At 45.8% G+C, this 15,505-nt stretch carries 15 protein-coding genes, 2 tRNA genes and 1 rRNA gene; 15 read left to right on the top strand and 3 right to left on the bottom strand.

Features of this window, described 5'->3' with window-relative positions:
- Positions 1–476: 476 nt before the first annotated feature.
- The 13 genes from BUA79_RS11525 to BUA79_RS11585 all read left to right on the top strand — a co-directional run bounded on the left by BUA79_RS11525 (position 477) and on the right by BUA79_RS11585 (position 12,488).
- Complete coding sequence (locus BUA79_RS11525; RefSeq protein WP_073994572.1) at positions 477–1,907, top strand: aminotransferase class I/II-fold pyridoxal phosphate-dependent enzyme; 1,431 nt, start codon at positions 477–479, stop codon at positions 1,905–1,907.
- Positions 1,908–1,909: 2 nt separating this feature from the next.
- On the top strand, positions 1,910–2,500 hold the full coding sequence (locus tag BUA79_RS11530) for a nucleoside/nucleotide kinase family protein (protein ID WP_073994573.1): 591 nt from the start codon (positions 1,910–1,912) through the stop codon (positions 2,498–2,500).
- Positions 2,501–2,541: 41 nt separating this feature from the next.
- A complete protein-coding gene (gene holB, locus BUA79_RS11535) occupies positions 2,542–3,537 on the top strand; it encodes a DNA polymerase III subunit delta' (protein ID WP_073994574.1) in 996 nt (331 codons plus the stop codon).
- 24 nt (positions 3,538–3,561) lie between these two features.
- On the top strand, positions 3,562–4,467 hold the full coding sequence (locus tag BUA79_RS11540; protein WP_073994575.1) for a PSP1 domain-containing protein: 906 nt from the start codon (positions 3,562–3,564) through the stop codon (positions 4,465–4,467).
- Positions 4,457–5,194: a tRNA1(Val) (adenine(37)-N6)-methyltransferase gene (locus BUA79_RS11545; RefSeq protein ID WP_073994576.1), complete on the top strand. Its 738-nt coding sequence runs from the start codon at positions 4,457–4,459 to the stop codon at positions 5,192–5,194. The genes BUA79_RS11540 and BUA79_RS11545 overlap by 11 nt, the downstream gene beginning before the upstream one ends.
- A gap of 13 nt (positions 5,195–5,207) precedes the next feature.
- Positions 5,208–6,068: a 16S rRNA (cytidine(1402)-2'-O)-methyltransferase gene (rsmI, locus tag BUA79_RS11550; protein ID WP_073994577.1), complete on the top strand. Its 861-nt coding sequence runs from the start codon at positions 5,208–5,210 to the stop codon at positions 6,066–6,068.
- The gene (locus BUA79_RS11555; RefSeq protein WP_073994578.1) at positions 6,068–6,466 is read left to right on the top strand and encodes a zinc ribbon domain-containing protein; all 399 of its coding nucleotides are present in this window, start codon (positions 6,068–6,070) and stop codon (positions 6,464–6,466) included. The genes rsmI and BUA79_RS11555 overlap by 1 nt, the downstream gene beginning before the upstream one ends.
- Before the next feature lie 17 nt (positions 6,467–6,483).
- Positions 6,484–7,152 (top strand): deoxyribose-phosphate aldolase, encoded by a 669-nt coding sequence (gene deoC / locus BUA79_RS11560; RefSeq protein ID WP_073994579.1) that lies wholly within the window; start codon positions 6,484–6,486, stop codon positions 7,150–7,152.
- 12 nt (positions 7,153–7,164) lie between these two features.
- Entirely contained in the window at positions 7,165–7,578 is a 414-nt protein-coding gene (locus BUA79_RS11565) for a cytidine deaminase (protein ID WP_073994580.1), read from the top strand.
- 90 nt (positions 7,579–7,668) lie between these two features.
- Positions 7,669–8,775: a BMP family lipoprotein gene (locus BUA79_RS11570; protein ID WP_073994581.1), complete on the top strand. Its 1,107-nt coding sequence runs from the start codon at positions 7,669–7,671 to the stop codon at positions 8,773–8,775.
- A 77-nt stretch (positions 8,776–8,852) separates the two neighbouring features.
- Positions 8,853–10,397, top strand: coding sequence for an ABC transporter ATP-binding protein (locus BUA79_RS11575; RefSeq protein WP_073994582.1), 1,545 nt, complete (start codon positions 8,853–8,855; stop codon positions 10,395–10,397).
- Between the two features lies 1 nt (position 10,398).
- On the top strand, positions 10,399–11,502 hold the full coding sequence (locus tag BUA79_RS11580; RefSeq protein ID WP_073994583.1) for an ABC transporter permease: 1,104 nt from the start codon (positions 10,399–10,401) through the stop codon (positions 11,500–11,502).
- On the top strand, positions 11,499–12,488 hold the full coding sequence (locus BUA79_RS11585) for an ABC transporter permease (RefSeq protein ID WP_073994584.1): 990 nt from the start codon (positions 11,499–11,501) through the stop codon (positions 12,486–12,488). The genes BUA79_RS11580 and BUA79_RS11585 overlap by 4 nt, the downstream gene beginning before the upstream one ends.
- 72 nt (positions 12,489–12,560) lie before the next feature.
- Here BUA79_RS11585 and BUA79_RS11590 read toward each other — a convergent pair whose 3' ends face one another.
- From BUA79_RS11590 to BUA79_RS11600, 3 genes are all read right to left on the bottom strand, one after another.
- Positions 12,561–13,484 carry a pseudouridine-5'-phosphate glycosidase gene (locus tag BUA79_RS11590; RefSeq protein ID WP_073994585.1) on the bottom strand — a complete coding sequence of 308 codons (924 nt, stop codon included), beginning with the start codon at positions 13,482–13,484 and terminating at the stop codon, positions 12,561–12,563.
- Between the two features lie 13 nt (positions 13,485–13,497).
- Positions 13,498–14,415 carry a carbohydrate kinase family protein gene (locus tag BUA79_RS11595; protein WP_073994586.1) on the bottom strand — a complete coding sequence of 306 codons (918 nt, stop codon included), beginning with the start codon at positions 14,413–14,415 and terminating at the stop codon, positions 13,498–13,500.
- A 134-nt stretch (positions 14,416–14,549) separates the two neighbouring features.
- Positions 14,550–14,638, bottom strand: a tRNA-Ser gene (locus BUA79_RS11600).
- Positions 14,639–15,023: 385 nt separating this feature from the next.
- On the opposite strand from BUA79_RS11600, the gene BUA79_RS11605 reads away from it, so the two are divergent.
- Positions 15,024–15,111 (top strand) — tRNA-Ser (locus tag BUA79_RS11605).
- A gap of 267 nt (positions 15,112–15,378) precedes the next feature.
- A 16S ribosomal RNA gene (locus tag BUA79_RS11610) occupies positions 15,379–15,505 on the top strand; the annotation flags it as partial.

The following is a 15,505-nucleotide window of genomic DNA, read 5'->3' on the forward strand; positions in this document are numbered from 1 at the left end:
TGAAACAATCGCTAAGGAGTACGGATGAATGGTTACGTCATAGAATTAGGTGCATTTATTGGAAGCAATGGAAGAAAGTCAAAACGAGATTTAGTAACCTTAAGAAGTTAGATGTGGAAGAAGAAAAAGCATGGATCTGTGCCAATATGCGAAATGGAAACTGGTATTGTAGTGGATATTTTGTGCTACAAACCGCATTTAACAACAAAAGACTCCGTGAGTTGGGATATATAACACTCACGGAGCAATATCTGAAAATATGTGAAAACTAGAGAACCGCCGTGTACCGAACGGTACGCACGGTGGTGTGAGAGGTCGGCTAGTCAACTAATGACTAGCCTCCTACTCGATTCAAAAACATGCGGACCAGACCATTATATTCCGCCTTGGCAGCGCCAGGCCTCCGTCTGTAATCTGTTGACAAGAAATACGGATATGGTAAGCTAAGACGGAGAATAAAAAATGAGGTTGTTGCCATGAGAAACCTATACGATGAGTTGAATGACTATGCATCAAGTGAAATGTATCCATTCCACATGCCCGGTCACAAAAGAAACGTTCAGAAAATGGATTTTGTGAATCCTTATAAAATTGACATTACAGAGATAGAAGGCTTTGACAATCTTCATAATCCGGAGGGTATACTAAAGGAAAGTATGGAAGAAGCGGCCCGATTTTATAAAACGGATAAAACCTACTTCCTTGTCAATGGAAGCACCTGTGGAATATTGGCCTCCATTTCAGCCGCAACTGTGGATAACAGAAAAATTCTGGTTGCCAGGAACAGTCACAAATCTGTATACAATGCTCTGTATTTGAGGGACCTGGAACCGGTGTACGTATATCCCGACAGCATTGATGCCGCTGGAATTCAGGCAGGAATCCGTTCAGGACAGGTCTTGGAAGCTCTCGAGGAACATCCAGATATTGGTACGGTTGTCATCACGTCCCCCACCTATGAAGGGGTTGTCAGCGACATTATGGCTATCGCGGCCGCCGTTCATTCCCATGGGGCCGTTCTGATTGTGGATGAAGCCCATGGCGCACACTTTGGCATGCATGAGGCGTTCCCTGTTTCGTCGGTTGCTCTGGGGGCGGATCTGGTCGTCCAAAGCCTCCACAAGACACTTCCGTCTTTTACCCAGACCGCCGTGCTGCATGTCTGTGGCAGCAGAGTACCGCATTTTCTGCTGGAGCGTTTTTTGTCCATTTATCAGACAAGCAGTCCATCTTATCTGCTTATGGCAGGAATAGACAGGTGCATCCGGATGATGTCCCAGGAGGGAAAACCTCTGTTTGACAAGTATTCGGACACATTGCTGAAATACAGAAGCAAGATAAAAGAGCTGAAGAATATCCGATTATTTGATGGCGAGCAGAGCTTCGCCTATGATCCTTCCAAGATCCTGCTTTCCGTAAGGGGGACCGGTATGACGGGTACGGAACTTAGCGATCTGCTGCGGGATAAATATAATATCCAGATGGAGATGGCTTCGACCGACTATGCCCTTGCGCTCACATCCTGTCTGGACAAGGAGGAAGGGTTCGAAAGGCTATATGAAGCGCTGGTGCGGATTGATGCGGGGCTTGGAGAAAATATCCGGGAAGCCTCTTCATCGGGAATTTGTACTTTTGAGGCGGAACAGATATACTCAATAAAGAAAGCTCTTGATGGAATGACAGATACGAGAAAACTGGATAATGCGGAAGGGCTTATATCGGCGGATTATGTTTATGCTTACCCGCCGGGAATACCCATTCTGGTGCCGGGAGAGAGGATAACCCCTGGGGTTGTGGAGCTCTTCCGAAGATATAGGGCTTCCGGTATAAAGCTGCTGGGTCCGGAACATGGTTCAACCATAGAAATCAAGATTGCAAGAGAGAAAGAAAAAACGAACGGAGAGTAAATATGTCTGTTATTTATTATCTATTGGGGAAGAGTTCAACGGGGAAGGATACAATTTTCAGCCGGCTTATGGCTGACAAGAAGTTGAATCTGAAGACCCTTACAGGATATACCACCAGGCCGATCCGAAAGAACGAAGTTGATGGAAGAGAATACCATTTTGTGGATGAAAAAACGATGAGGGAGTTGGAGTCGGCCGGGAAAATCATTGAGATACGATCCTATCCGACAATTCATGGAATATGGTATTATTTTACAGCGGATGACGGACACATAGGGGAGGAAGAGGGCGAGTACCTGATGATTGGTACTCTGGAATCCTATATGAAGCTACGGGAGTTTTTCGGAGAAGTGAGAGTGCGGCCGATTTACATCGAGGTGGATGACGCTCTCAGGCTGGAAAGGGCCATCCAGAGAGAGAAAATCCAAAAAAAGCCCGCCCTCGCAGAGGTGTGCAGACGTTTTCTGGCAGATGAAGAAGATTTCTCTGAAGAGAAAATCAGGCAGGCGGACATAGTGAAAAGATATGAAAACAAAGACATAGACGCCTGTGCCGAGGAAATCGCCAGGGATATTCTTCTTTATAAACGATAAGTCATATGATATAATGAATGCACGGAAAAGAGGAGCGTCCAATGCCAGGATTTAATGATGTACTTGGAAATAAGGAGATAATTTCCCATATCAGAAATACAGTCAAAACAGATAAAGTTTCCCATGCATATATTATCAGCGGCGAAAAAGGAATGGGAAAGAAGCTCATCGCCTCTTTATTTGCGATGGCATTGCTTTGTGAAGGGAATGGAGACAGACCGTGTATGGAATGCCGTGAATGCGGCCGTGTTGAATCAGGCAATCATCCGGATATCCTTTGGGTGAGCCATGAAAAACCGGGAAGCATCGGTGTCGAGGAAATAAGAAGACAGCTCAACAGTACAATAGAAATCAAGCCATACGAAGGAAAATACAAAATCTACATAATAGATGAAGCGGAAAAGCTGACCGTCCAGGCTCAGAATTCCCTGCTGAAGACAATCGAGGAACCACCGGCTTATGCGGTCATTTTTCTGCTTACCACAAATCCGGATATTCTTCTTCCTACAATTGTTTCCAGATGCGTTTCTTTAAAGATGCAGCCCGTGGAGAACGAACTTTTGAAGGAGCATCTCATCAAACAGACAGGTATTTCCAGGGGCGAGGCAGAGGTAATCGTATCCTTTTCCGGAGGCAATGCAGGAAAAGCAATGGAAATTGCTTCTTCAGAGGCATTTAATGGCATGAAGGAATTTTCGGTGGGAGTGCTGCGCCGGATAATGGAAATGGACGTACATGAAATAACATTGGCGGCCAAAAATTTCAGTGAGTACAAAAACAGTATCAATGACTGTATAGATATTATAATGATCTGGTTCAGGGATGTGCTTCTGTTCAAGGTCACGAACGATTTGAACGAGCTGATTTTTAAGGATGAATACAGATATATAAGTGCGCAGGCTTCCAAAGCGTCCTATTCCGGCCTGGAAATGATTCTGGAGTCTGTTGACAAGGCCAGGAACCGGCTTAGGGCAAACGTCAACTTTGAACTGACCATGGAACTGCTTCTTCTTGCAGTAAAAGAAAACATTACATAGTATAAATCAGATAGAGAGGTATATATGACAAAAGTTATAGGAGTAAGATTCAGGAAAGCGGGAAAGATTTATTATTTCGATCCTCTGGGTCTGGACATAAAAAAGAATCAGCACGTGATAGTTGAAACAATCAGAGGGGTCGAATATGGAAAAGTCGTACTTGGCGTAAGGGAAATGGAAGATGAGAAGATATTCCAGCCACTGAAGCCGGTCATGCGCATAGCCACTCCGGAAGATGACATAAAAGAGATGGAGAACCGGGAAAAAGAGAAGAAAGCATTCGATGTATGCCTGGAAAAAATCAGCAAACACAATCTGGAAATGAAGCTTATTGATGTGGAGTACACATTTGATAATAACAAGGTTTTATTTTACTTCACAGCAGACGGCAGAATTGATTTCAGGGATCTGGTAAAAGACCTGGCATCCGTGTTTAAGACCAGGATCGAGTTAAGGCAGATCGGGGTCAGGGACGAAACAAAGTCCATAGGGGGATACAGCGTATGCGGAAGACCTCTTTGCTGCCATTCATATCTTTCGGAATTCACCCCGGTCTCTATAAAAATGGCAAAAGACCAGAACCTTTCCCTGAATCCGGCCAAGATTTCCGGTGTGTGCGGGAGGCTCATGTGCTGTCTGAAAAACGAAGAAGAGACATATGAACACCTGACGACCCGTCTGCCGGATATCGGGGACAGGGTTACGACATTTGATTCCCTCAAGGGAGATGTGAAGAGCGTCAACGTAATCCGCCAGCTAGTAAAAGTCATTGTGGAAAACGGTGACGAAAAGGAAGTCAGGGAATATAAAGTGGAACAGCTGAAGTTCAAGAAAAAACCAAAAAAGGATGCCCCCAAAATCAAAGACAGGGAATTAAAAGAATTAGAAGCGCTTGAAAAGAAAGAAGGAAAATCCAAACTTGAAGATTGATTTGCAACCTGGTGAACGGTTGGATGATTTAAACCGCAACGGGTATAAGATAATTCAAAATTCCGGAAAATTCTGCTTTGGGATGGATGCCGTACTCCTGTCCGGCTTTGTTCTGGTTAAGCCGGGGGAGAAGGTCCTGGATCTGGGGACGGGAACCGGGATAATCCCGATTCTTCTGGAGGCCAAGACAGAAGGCCGTCATTTTACCGGATTGGAAATACAAAAAGACAGTGCAGACATGGCATCCCGCAGTGTGGAATACAACAACTTACAGCATAAGGTAGAGATCGTCACGGGTGATATCAAGGAGGCCTCCAGAATATTTGGAAGGGCCTCTTTCGATGTTGTTACATCCAATCCGCCTTACATGAAGAGCAATCATGGTCTGAAGAACCCTGATGAGCCGAAGGCGATCGCCCGTCATGAACTCCTGTGCTCCCTGGAAGATCTGGTGCGGGAGGCCTCGGCACTGCTAAGACCGGGAGGCCGTTTCTACATGGTTCACAGACCTCAAAGGCTTATTGAGATCATTACCGCCCTGACAAAGCATGGTCTGGAGCCCAAAAGGATGAAAATGGTACATCCCTTTGCGGACAGGGAAGCGAACATGGTTTTGATTGAAGCGGTAAAAGGGGGGCGCCCCATGTTAAAAGTGGAAAAACCCCTGATAGTATATAGGGCTCCCGGCGAATATATGCAGGAAATCTATTCCATATACGGATATTGACAAAGGAGACAAAATGAACGGAACACTATACCTGTGTGCAACCCCCATCGGAAATCTGGAAGACATAACATTAAGGGTGCTCAGGATTTTGAAAGAAGCAGATCTGATTGCGGCAGAGGATACCCGGCACAGCATAAAGCTGCTGAACCACTTCGAGATAAAGACCCCCATGACGAGTTATCACGAATTCAATAAGGTCAGCAAAGCAAGATCTCTTGTTGATCGTCTGCACGAAGGAATGAATATCGCCCTCATCACGGACGCAGGAACACCGGGGATTTCCGATCCCGGTGAAGAGCTGGTAAGACTCTGCCATGAGGAGGGGATACCTGTGACTTCCCTCCCGGGAGCAAGTGCCTGTATTACGGCACTTTCCGGGTCCGGTCAGAAAACAGGGCGATTCTGTTTTGAGGCATTCCTGCCATCGGATAAAAAGCTTCGCTCCAAAATACTGGAAGAACTCAAAACCGAAACGAGAACGGTAATATTTTATGAAGCACCCCACAGGCTGGAAAAAACCCTGCAGGAGATTCTGCAGGTGCTTGGAGACAGAAATATATCCCTGTGCAGGGAACTGACCAAGAAGTTTGAACAGATAGAGAGAACTACTCTGGCCGAAGCGGTGGACAAATACAAGAATCATGAGGCGAAAGGTGAGTTTGTTCTTGTTATGGAAGGCAGAAGCTTTTCTGAGATGGAAGCAGAAGAGAGAAAGTCCTGGGAAGAGAAAACTATAGAAGAACATTTTCAGTTCTATATAGAACAAAACATCGAAAAAAAGGAAGCCATGAAACTGGTTGCAAAAGACCGGGGGATACCAAAAAGGGAAGTGTACAATACCCTTTTGGAAGAAAAGGAGACAGAAAGCAAATAATGAGAGAAAAATTTATGCGTTTTATGCAAGGAAGACACGGAATGGACCAGCTGTCGAAATTTTTGATCGGCGTGGGAATCGCACTCTGGATAATTACGATTTTCTTACCAAATAACGGGATATATTCAGTAGCCCTTGTTTTGATATTCGTATCTTATCTTCGGGCTTTTTCAAAAAATCACCCACAAAGATACAGGGAAAACGAAGGATTTTTGAGATATTACAATAAAGTAAAAGGGTTTTTTAAAGGCGGTTCAAGGCCGGGATCCGGCAACAGAAAGAACCAGAGGATCTTCACCTGTCCCTCCTGCAAGCAAAAAATCAGGGTGCCTAAGGGAAAAGGCAGGATCAAGATAAAATGCCCGAAATGCGGCACAGAATTTATCAAGAAAAGTTAAAAGAGGGAGGACTGCAGATGGATACGAGGGACATTAAAGAACTGCTTGGAAAAGTGGATCATACTCTTCTGGCGCAGACGGCAACATGGGACGAAATAAAGGAAATTTGTGAAGACGGAATGAAATATGGTGCTGCTTCCGTGTGTATACCGGCGTCACTTGTGAAACAGGCTGCAGACCATGTGAAGGGAAAGCTCCCCATTTGCACCGTAATCGGCTTCCCTAACGGTTATTCAACCACGAAGATCAAGTGTCTTGAGGCCGGCGATGCCGTTGACAACGGAGCCGTGGAAATAGATATGGTGATTAATATCGGCTGGGTAAAAGAAAAGAAATTTGACCACATCCTGGAAGAAATCAATGCAGTTAAGGAATCCTGCAGAGGACGGCTCCTGAAGGTAATTGTAGAGACCTGTCTGCTGACGGACGAAGAGAAAATCAGGATGTGTGAAATAATATCTCTGTCGAAGGCTGAATATATAAAGACTTCTACTGGGTTCTCCACCGGGGGGGCCACAAAAGAGGATGTTGCCCTGTTCAGCCGGCATGTATCGAACGGCAAAAAAATCAAAGCATCCGGCGGAATATCCTCTCTGGAGGATGCAGTGGAGTTCATCAGCCTGGGAGCAAGCAGGCTTGGAACCAGCCGGATCATCAAAATTGTAAAACAGCAAAATCTGATCTGAGGAGGTGTTTTTATGGATACCAACGAACTGGCTAAGCTTGCCCTGGAGGCAAGGGGAAATGCATATGCGCCTTATTCCGGATATACGGTCGGGGCAGCTCTGCTTACCAAATCCGGCAAGGTCTATCAGGGATGCAATATCGAGAATGCCGCCTATTCACCCACCAACTGCGCAGAACGCACGGCCATTTTCAAGGCCGTCAGCGAAGGGGAGCATGAATTTGAAGCCATAGCCGTAGCGGGAGGAAAGGGTGCCGAGATTGAGGGAAGCTTCCCTCCGTGCGGAGTCTGCCGTCAGGTCATGGCGGAATTCTGCGATCCGGAAACCTTCCGGATCATTATCGTAAAACCCGACAATATCCATGAAGAATATAAACTGAAGGACCTGCTTCCGCTTGCCTTTTCGGGGGCCTGCATGCAGAACTGAGCTTTGTCCTGCAAAGGAAAAAAGTTGTACTTTGGATAAAAAGGGGATATAATTATTATCAAGGAATAAAAAATAATAGGAGGAGATAATATGAAAAAGATTTTGGCTTTGACACTTGCAATCTTAATGGTTGGCGGCGTGATTTTGACAGGCTGCGGCGGAAGTGGGACAGATGAAACGACCGGAGCAGCGGGTACTTATGAAATTGCCCTGGTAACAGATGTCGGAAACATTGACGATCAGTCCTTCAACCAGGGAGCCTGGGAAGGCGTAAAGAAGTTTGCTGAAGACAATAACCTGACTTATGCATACTATCGTCCATCAGAGGATTCTAACGAAGCACGTATCGAATCAATCCGCAGTGCTGTTACTAAAGGTGCAAAGACGATTGTGTGTCCTGGATATCTTTTTGGAGAGGCACTTGCCGTGGTACAGGATGAATATCCGGAAGTCAAATTTATAGGAATAGACGTAACAACAGGGGACATGGTCAATGCCAATGACGAAACGGTTGCGGTTGGTAAGAATGTTGCCCTGATTAATTATCATGAAGAGCAGGCAGGCTATCTTGCCGGCTATGCAGCGGTTAAAGAAGGGTATACAAAATTAGGATTCCTGGGAGGAATGGCATTTCCAGCGGTAATTCGTTATGGTTATGGATATATCCTGGGAGCAGATGCAGCCGCTAAAGAAATGGGAATTACAGATCAAATCCAAATCAAATACTGGTATTGTGGCGGATTCGCACCAACGGATGATATTCAGACAAAAATGGCTGGATGGTATACAGACGGAACAGAAGTTGTATTCGCCTGTGGCGGTGGAATCTATCTCTCAGCAGTGGCAGCCGCGGAGGCAGCAGGTGGCAAGATTATCGGTGTTGATGTTGACCAGTCTGCAGTATCGCAGACCATCATAACTTCCGCAATGAAAGCGATTACGAGTTCTACGGTTCTTGTCTTAACTGATCTATATGCCGGAAAAACCACATATCTTGGCAAGGCTTCAAATCTTGGCGCCGCAGAAGATTGCGTAGGTCTCCCGACAGCGGAAGGTTCATGGAGATTTACGAAATTTACAAAAGAAGAATATCAAGCACTTTTTGATAAGATAAAATCCGGTGACCTGGAGATTTCCAATGAATCCAATCCGGATGTAAAACCTGGAGTATCCATTGCAGTCGATTACCAGAGCTAAAGAAACAATCAATTGAGGGGCTGGGCTTAAAAGCCCGGCCTCTTCTTGATTAGGACGTTCAGTGAAAGGGAAGAATCATGAGTGAATACATTATTGAGATGATAAACATCACCAAGGAGTTCCCCGGAATAAAAGCGAATGATGATATTACCTTGCAGCTGAAGCATGGAGAGGTGCATGCATTACTTGGGGAAAACGGTGCCGGAAAGTCTACCTTGATGAGTATACTCTTCGGATTATACCAGCCGGATACAGGCGTTATCAAAAAAGAAGGTGTGGAGGTTAAAATCAGCAGCCCGAATGATGCTAATGCCCTAAATATTGGTATGGTTCATCAGCATTTTATGTTGGTTGAACGATTTTCGGTTCTGGACAATATCATACTTGGAGTTGAACCAAATAAAATGGGCGTGCTTCGGACTCAGGAAGCCAGGGAAAAGGTTATTGCCCTGAGTGAGAAATACGGATTGAAGGTCGATCCTGATGCATTGGTTTCCGAAATAACCGTTGGCATGCAGCAAAGGGTAGAGCTTCTGAAAATGCTTTACAGGGATAATGACGTGCTTATTTTTGATGAGCCTACTGCAGTCCTCACCCCCCAGGAGATCGAAGAACTTCTGGAAATTATGCGGAATTTTACGAAGGAAGGCAAATCCATCCTTTTTATTACCCACAAACTAAACGAAATAATGGCCGTCGCGGACAGATGCACGGTTCTTAGAAAAGGGAAATATGTCGGAACCGTAGATATCAAGGAGACTACCAAGGAAAAGCTTTCCATGATGATGGTTGGTCGTAAAATCAGCCTGAAAGTCGACAAAGAAGAGATAGAGACCGGAAAGGAGATTCTGGCGGTTGAAAAGCTGGTGGTGGCATCCAGAACCGGTAAAAAGAATGCAGTAAAGGGCATATCATTTAAAGTACGCGCAGGTGAAATAGTATGTATCGCAGGTATTGACGGGAATGGACAGACAGAGCTGGTGTCGGCCATCACAGGTCTGATGAAGGTGAACGCAGGAACCATCAAACTTCTTGGTGAGGATATCACGCGTATGAATATCCGCAATCGTTCAAAGACCGGACTGAGCCACATACCGGAGGACAGACACAAACACGGACTTGTCCTGGATTTTACTCTGGAACAGAACCTTGTTCTACAGAGGTACTGGCAGCCGGCGTTTCAAAATGCGGGATTCATTAAAGCTGATGCAGTGCGGGAATATGCTCTTAAGCTTATCGAACAGTACGATGTCAGAAGCGGACAGGGACCGATAACCATTGCCAGGAACATGTCCGGCGGAAACCAGCAGAAAGCAATCGTTGCCAGGGAAATTGACAAGAACCCAGACCTTTTGGTAGCCGTACAGCCCACCAGGGGATTGGATGTAGGTGCCATCGAATATATTCACAAGCAGCTGGTTGCACAGAGAAATGCCGGAAAAGGGGTGCTGCTGGTTTCCCTTGAACTGGATGAGGTTATAAATGTCAGCGACCGGATCTTGGTTATTTTTGAAGGGGAGCTTGTCGGAGAGTTTGATCCGAAGGAAGTATCCATACAGGAGTTGGGTCTCTACATGGCCGGCGGCAAAAGGCAGGATGATCTGACAAAGGAGGGAGCTTGATATGCACAAAGTGCGCGGATTTATAGCGAAGAGAGGAACCATAAGCCTGATAGGGTCCCTCGTTTCCATAATCGTGGGCCTGCTTCTTGGTCTGCTTCTGCTGCTGTACTTCAATCCGACCTATGCATTGGGAGGGTTTGTAAAAATTCTTACAACCGGATTCGGATCTCCGGAGAAGTTTGCAAAAGTGCTGTATCAGGCGGCGCCCCTTATTCTGACAGGATTATCCGTGGGTCTCGCATTCAAAACAGGACTCTTTAACATTGGCGCCACAGGACAATACACTGTAGGAGCGTTTGTAGCTCTGGTTCTGGGAATCCAGTTCCAGATGCCATGGTATATCGGGCTCATTGGAGCGGCAGCAGGCGGAGCCGTCTGGGGCTTTTTTCCGGGTATATGCAAAGCTCTCTTTAACGTAAACGAAGTAATTACATCTATTATGTTCAACTGGATTGGGCTTTTCATGACAAATCTGTGCTTCGCGAATATGCCGAAAATGCTGGCAAACTACTGGGGAGCCACTAATGCCGACCGTACGGCAAACCTGACAAGAGCCAACCGTTCAGCCGTCATTCCCAAAATGGGTCTCGATGGGCTATTCAATTCAAACTATATGAACATCAGCATATTCATTGCGGTGCTTATGGCCGTGGCAGTATACATCGTCATGCAGAAGACAACATTCGGCTATGAGCTGAAAGCCTGCGGATACAACAGGGATGCGAGCACATACGCCGGAATCAACGCCAAAAAGAATATTGTCCTATCCATGGTAATAGCGGGTGCTCTTGCTGGTTTGGCCGGAGGAATATACTATCTGAGCGGAACGGCTCAGTATACCATTGTCAAATCCCTTCTTGCCATGGGATTCAACGGTATCCCGGTAGCTTTGCTGGCAACATCCAACCCGGTAGGAATCATTTTCAGCGGAATGTTTGTGTCCTATATACAAGTTGGCGGAGATTCTCTCCAGCCGGAATTTGCAAAAGAAATTATTGATATTATCATTGCCGCAATTATCTATCTGAGTGCGTTTGCTCTTCTGATCCGAGGTTTGATTTCGAAATGGATTAGCAAGAAGGAAAGGGAGGAGGGAGAACAATGAGTATATTAGCGGATATTTTAGGCGCTACGGTCATGTTTGCCGTCCCGCTGCTGCTGGTTGCCCTTGGCGGCATGTTTTCCGAACGAAGCGGCATTATCAACATCGCCCTTGAAGGCATAATGATTATTGGCTCTCTTGCCAGCTGCCTGTTCTTGCGGGCAGTCAATACGGAATCCCTGGGTGTTGCACATCCTGTACTATTTATGTTTCTGGCAATTCTTGTCGCGGCTGTGGCCGGAGGCGTATTTTCCTTACTTCTGGCATTTGCATCCATCCATCTGAAGGCTGATCAGACTATAGGAGGTACCGCATTGAATATGCTGGCACCAGCCCTTGCCATAGTTATTACCTGGGCGGTACAGGGACAGGGATTGACCACCATTTATATTCCGACATGGACCAGAATTACACAGGCAACCTTTGGAGGAGTGGCATCAACAGATGGATTCTTCGCAAGATTGGTTCTGAAGAACTTTTATCTCACGACACCGATTGCAGTCATTCTTTTAATTGCTACAGCCTTTGTTTTATATAAAACGCGTTTTGGCTTGCGGCTCCGGTCCTGTGGTGAGCACCCACAGGCAGCGGATTCGGTAGGTATTAATGTATACAAAATGAGGTATACAGGTGTCTTCATTTCAGGAATTCTAGGAGGAATAGGCGGTCTGGCCTATACAGTCGCCGCTGGCTCCGGGTTCCAGTCTATGGTAGCCGGATATGGTTTCCTGGCTCTGGCGGTTATGATATTTGGTAACTGGAAGCCGTTGCCGATTCTCGGGGCATCCATATTTTTTGCCTTCTTCAAGATCATTGGATCCTACAGCTCAAGTATACCGTTCATACCACAGTTTAACAGTGTTAAGAGCAAGGAGTATATTTATCTGATGCTGCCGTACGTTGTTACCATGGTTGTTCTAATACTTACATCCAAAAAATCTGCGGCACCAAAGGCAGAAGGAATCCCATATAATAAAAGCCAGAGATAAGTGCGGATGAAAAAGCCCGCCTTCGAATACGCAGATATTGCCGTATTTGAAGGCGGGCTTTCTTTTGCTGTATTATTTCAATTTGCTGAGTTCGATGGCTATATTTGACGCCAGCCGCGCGTTGTTATATACCAACTGTATGTTGGAAACCAGACTGTCTCCGCCTGTAAGTTCCTTGATTTTTGCAAGTAGGAACGGAGTTGTATCTTTTCCGTGGACACCGTGTTGTGCGGCCTCTTTGATTGCGGCATCAATTGCATTGTTGATGACATCGTAATCCATGGCGAATTTTTCGGGAATGGGATTTGTGACGAGCATACCGCCCTGCAGTCCCGTTTCGGTTTTTGCATGAAAAACTTTAGCCAGCATTTCTGGCGTGTCTATCCGGTAGTCAACCTTAAAGCCGCTCTTTCTGGTATAGAAGGCGGGAAGCTCTTCCGTTTGGTAACCAATTACAGGGACGCCCTTCGTTTCAAGGTATTCCAGAGTCAGACCAAGATCAAGAATGGATTTGGCGCCGGCACAGACAACCATTACGGGTGTCATGGACAGTTCCTCCAAATCTGCGGAAATGTCCATGGTTATCTCAGCACCCCTATGAACACCCCCGATTCCTCCGGTGCAGAATACTTGAATGCCTGCAAGAGCGGCGATTATCATGGTGGTTGCAACAGTAGTGGCGCCATCCTCCCCATTCGCCAGCAGGAAAGGTAGGTCACGACGGGATGCCTTGGTGACTTCAAGCCCTTTTTTTCCGAGATATTCGATCTCATCATGAGAGAGCCCGGCTTTCAATTTGCCGCCAATAATGGCAATGGTGGCCGGCACAGCACCATTTTTGCGGATAATCTGTTCTGTGTTCAAGGCCGTTTCGACGTTCTGGGGATAGGGCATTCCATGAGAAATGATAGTGGATTCCAGCGCTACCACAGGCCGGTTTTCGTTTATGGCAAGTGACACTTCCTCAGATACATCAAGATATTTACTTATGTTCATAATTAAACCTCCTTTAAAAGGTAACTGGGACACGTTTCCTGATTTCGTCCAGACTGAGCAGGGGATTGATGGTTTCTGTACTTTCCAGGGCAATAGCGGAGGCGGCTGAACCTACCAGGGCGGTTTCCTGCAAGGAAAGCCCCCGCAAAAAAGAAAATGCAAGTGAAGCGGCAAAGGCGTCTCCGGCTCCCGTAGCGTTCACAATGTTCGTGGTCAGGGTGGGTTGCTGAAATGTTTCGTTGCCATTGGCACAATAAACTCCGTCCGATCCCCGGGTTATGAAAACCTGTGAAAGTCCGGATTCGAGAAGCCTGGAGGCAGCCAAAAGTATGTCCTCCGGGTTGTTTATCTTCACTCCGGAAAGAATTTCGGCCTCAAGTATATTGGGGCAGACGGTATGAAGTTTTCCAATTACGGGAAGGAGCCTTTCGGCTTTTGTCCTGGACACAGGGTCTGCAAATACGGGAACATTGCAGTGATCCAACAAAAATTCAATGGACTGTGCGGGGATGTTTGTGTCGATAATAACCAGCCCTGCCCCGTTTATCAGTTCCATTTGTCTGGATAAGGAACCGGATGTGATGTAAGAGTAGATATTCATGTCGGAGAGGGCCAGCGCCATATCTCCGTCATGGTCATTGATAAAAAGATAGGTGGAAGTGGACGCATCCGGTATAATTATGGAGCTGGATATATCGATTTGTACCTGTCTGCAGTGGTCTTTGATTTTCTGGGCATTTAGATCGTCTCCAAGCGCAGTCAGCAGCTTGACATTCAGTCCCAGGAGGGCAGAATTATGAGCGATATTTCTTCCGACGCCGCCCAGAGACATGGTTACCCTGCCCGGGTTGGAGTCTTTTTGAATCAATGGATGATCTGAGCGTCCGCCAATGTCCATGTTGGCACCGCCAATAACAACGATATATGCCATATTCAAATCCTCCTGCAAATGCGTAGATGGTTGGATTTTAGAGACGTTTATATGAGTATAGTCTACTCCAGAAACAGGGTGAAAGCAAGAAAAAACGGTCTTCCTCATATTGAGGAAAACCGTTCGATATATAGCGGAGAAAGAGGGATTTGAACCCTCGCGCCGGTTTAGCCGACCTACCGCATTTCGAGTGCGGACCCTTCAGCCACTTGGGTACTTCTCCATATTCTATCCTGATTACAGGAAATATTGCTGTAACAGTATATCATAAGTTCTGAAAAAAAGGAATAATGATTTCATGTAAACTTGACATACTAAAAAGGCAGGTGAAATACAGGGGTGATACCTAATAAAGAAGGCGGTCAGAAAGGGGAGCTTCACGTGATTCTGAGGACTGTGCCTGCCCGTGGAATTCATAGTGTCTTCTTATATAAAGAATGCTGACGGACGAACAATATCGGATCGCTTGGTTTTTGATTGCTTTGGAATATACCGCAGCCAGAAAATGCTTAAAAAATCTTGCAAAACCAATTGACAAATATATTCAGGTCTGATACAATTCCTCTTGCACTATTAAAGAAAATAAATATGTTTCATGTAAGAATTCAGGAGAAATACTCAAGAGGCTGAAGAGGCGCCCCTGCTAAGGGTGTAGGTCGTTTACGCGGCGCGAGGGTTCAAATCCCTCTTTCTCCGTTCGACTTTGAAAAGTAAAATTAAAAAAGTCAAAAAACTTGTTGACAAAAGCAGTGATAAAGCGTATACTACCTAAGTTGCTTAAAGCGGCAAGAACAAAAGAACATTGATAACTAAACAGTATAACCATCCCTGAAAATTTCAAAAGACAAACAAAAATTTTCAGCGAACATCGTCAGCGGAGGAGTCCGTTGGCGGTATCCAAAACAGAAACAGTAATAAAAAAACGGATGAATCAGCCATAGTTGATTCTGAAGGGAAAAAACTTTTAACGAGAGTTTGATCCTGGCTCAGGATGAACGCTGGCGGCGTGCTTAACACATGCAAGTCGAACGAAGCATGCAGGACGGAGTTTTTCGGAACGAAGGAATGCATGACTTAGTGGCGGACGGGT

The sequence above is a fragment of the Parasporobacterium paucivorans DSM 15970 genome (assembly GCF_900141895.1).
Taxonomy (GTDB): domain Bacteria; phylum Bacillota; class Clostridia; order Lachnospirales; family Lachnospiraceae; genus Parasporobacterium; species Parasporobacterium paucivorans.

Bases quoted from the DNA above. Each gene is read 5' to 3' on its own strand.
- BUA79_RS11540 (WP_073994575.1), top strand. From the start codon at position 3,562: ATGACAAAAGTTATAGGAGTAAGATTCAGGAAAGCGGGAAAGATTTAT.
- BUA79_RS11585 (WP_073994584.1), top strand. From the start codon at position 11,499: ATGAGTATATTAGCGGATATTTTAGGCGCTACGGTCATGTTTGCCGTC.
- BUA79_RS11555 (WP_073994578.1), top strand. From the start codon at position 6,068: ATGAGAGAAAAATTTATGCGTTTTATGCAAGGAAGACACGGAATGGAC.
- BUA79_RS11570 (WP_073994581.1), top strand. From the start codon at position 7,669: ATGAAAAAGATTTTGGCTTTGACACTTGCAATCTTAATGGTTGGCGGC.
- BUA79_RS11565 (WP_073994580.1), top strand. From the start codon at position 7,165: ATGGATACCAACGAACTGGCTAAGCTTGCCCTGGAGGCAAGGGGAAAT.
- BUA79_RS11590 (WP_073994585.1), bottom strand. From the start codon at position 13,484: ATGAACATAAGTAAATATCTTGATGTATCTGAGGAAGTGTCACTTGCC.
- BUA79_RS11575 (WP_073994582.1), top strand. From the start codon at position 8,853: ATGAGTGAATACATTATTGAGATGATAAACATCACCAAGGAGTTCCCC.
- BUA79_RS11580 (WP_073994583.1), top strand. From the start codon at position 10,399: ATGCACAAAGTGCGCGGATTTATAGCGAAGAGAGGAACCATAAGCCTG.
- deoC (WP_073994579.1), top strand. From the start codon at position 6,484: ATGGATACGAGGGACATTAAAGAACTGCTTGGAAAAGTGGATCATACT.
- BUA79_RS11530 (WP_073994573.1), top strand. From the start codon at position 1,910: ATGTCTGTTATTTATTATCTATTGGGGAAGAGTTCAACGGGGAAGGAT.
- BUA79_RS11525 (WP_073994572.1), top strand. From the start codon at position 477: ATGAGAAACCTATACGATGAGTTGAATGACTATGCATCAAGTGAAATG.
- rsmI (WP_073994577.1), top strand. From the start codon at position 5,208: ATGAACGGAACACTATACCTGTGTGCAACCCCCATCGGAAATCTGGAA.
- BUA79_RS11595 (WP_073994586.1), bottom strand. From the start codon at position 14,415: ATGGCATATATCGTTGTTATTGGCGGTGCCAACATGGACATTGGCGGA.
- holB (WP_073994574.1), top strand. From the start codon at position 2,542: ATGCCAGGATTTAATGATGTACTTGGAAATAAGGAGATAATTTCCCAT.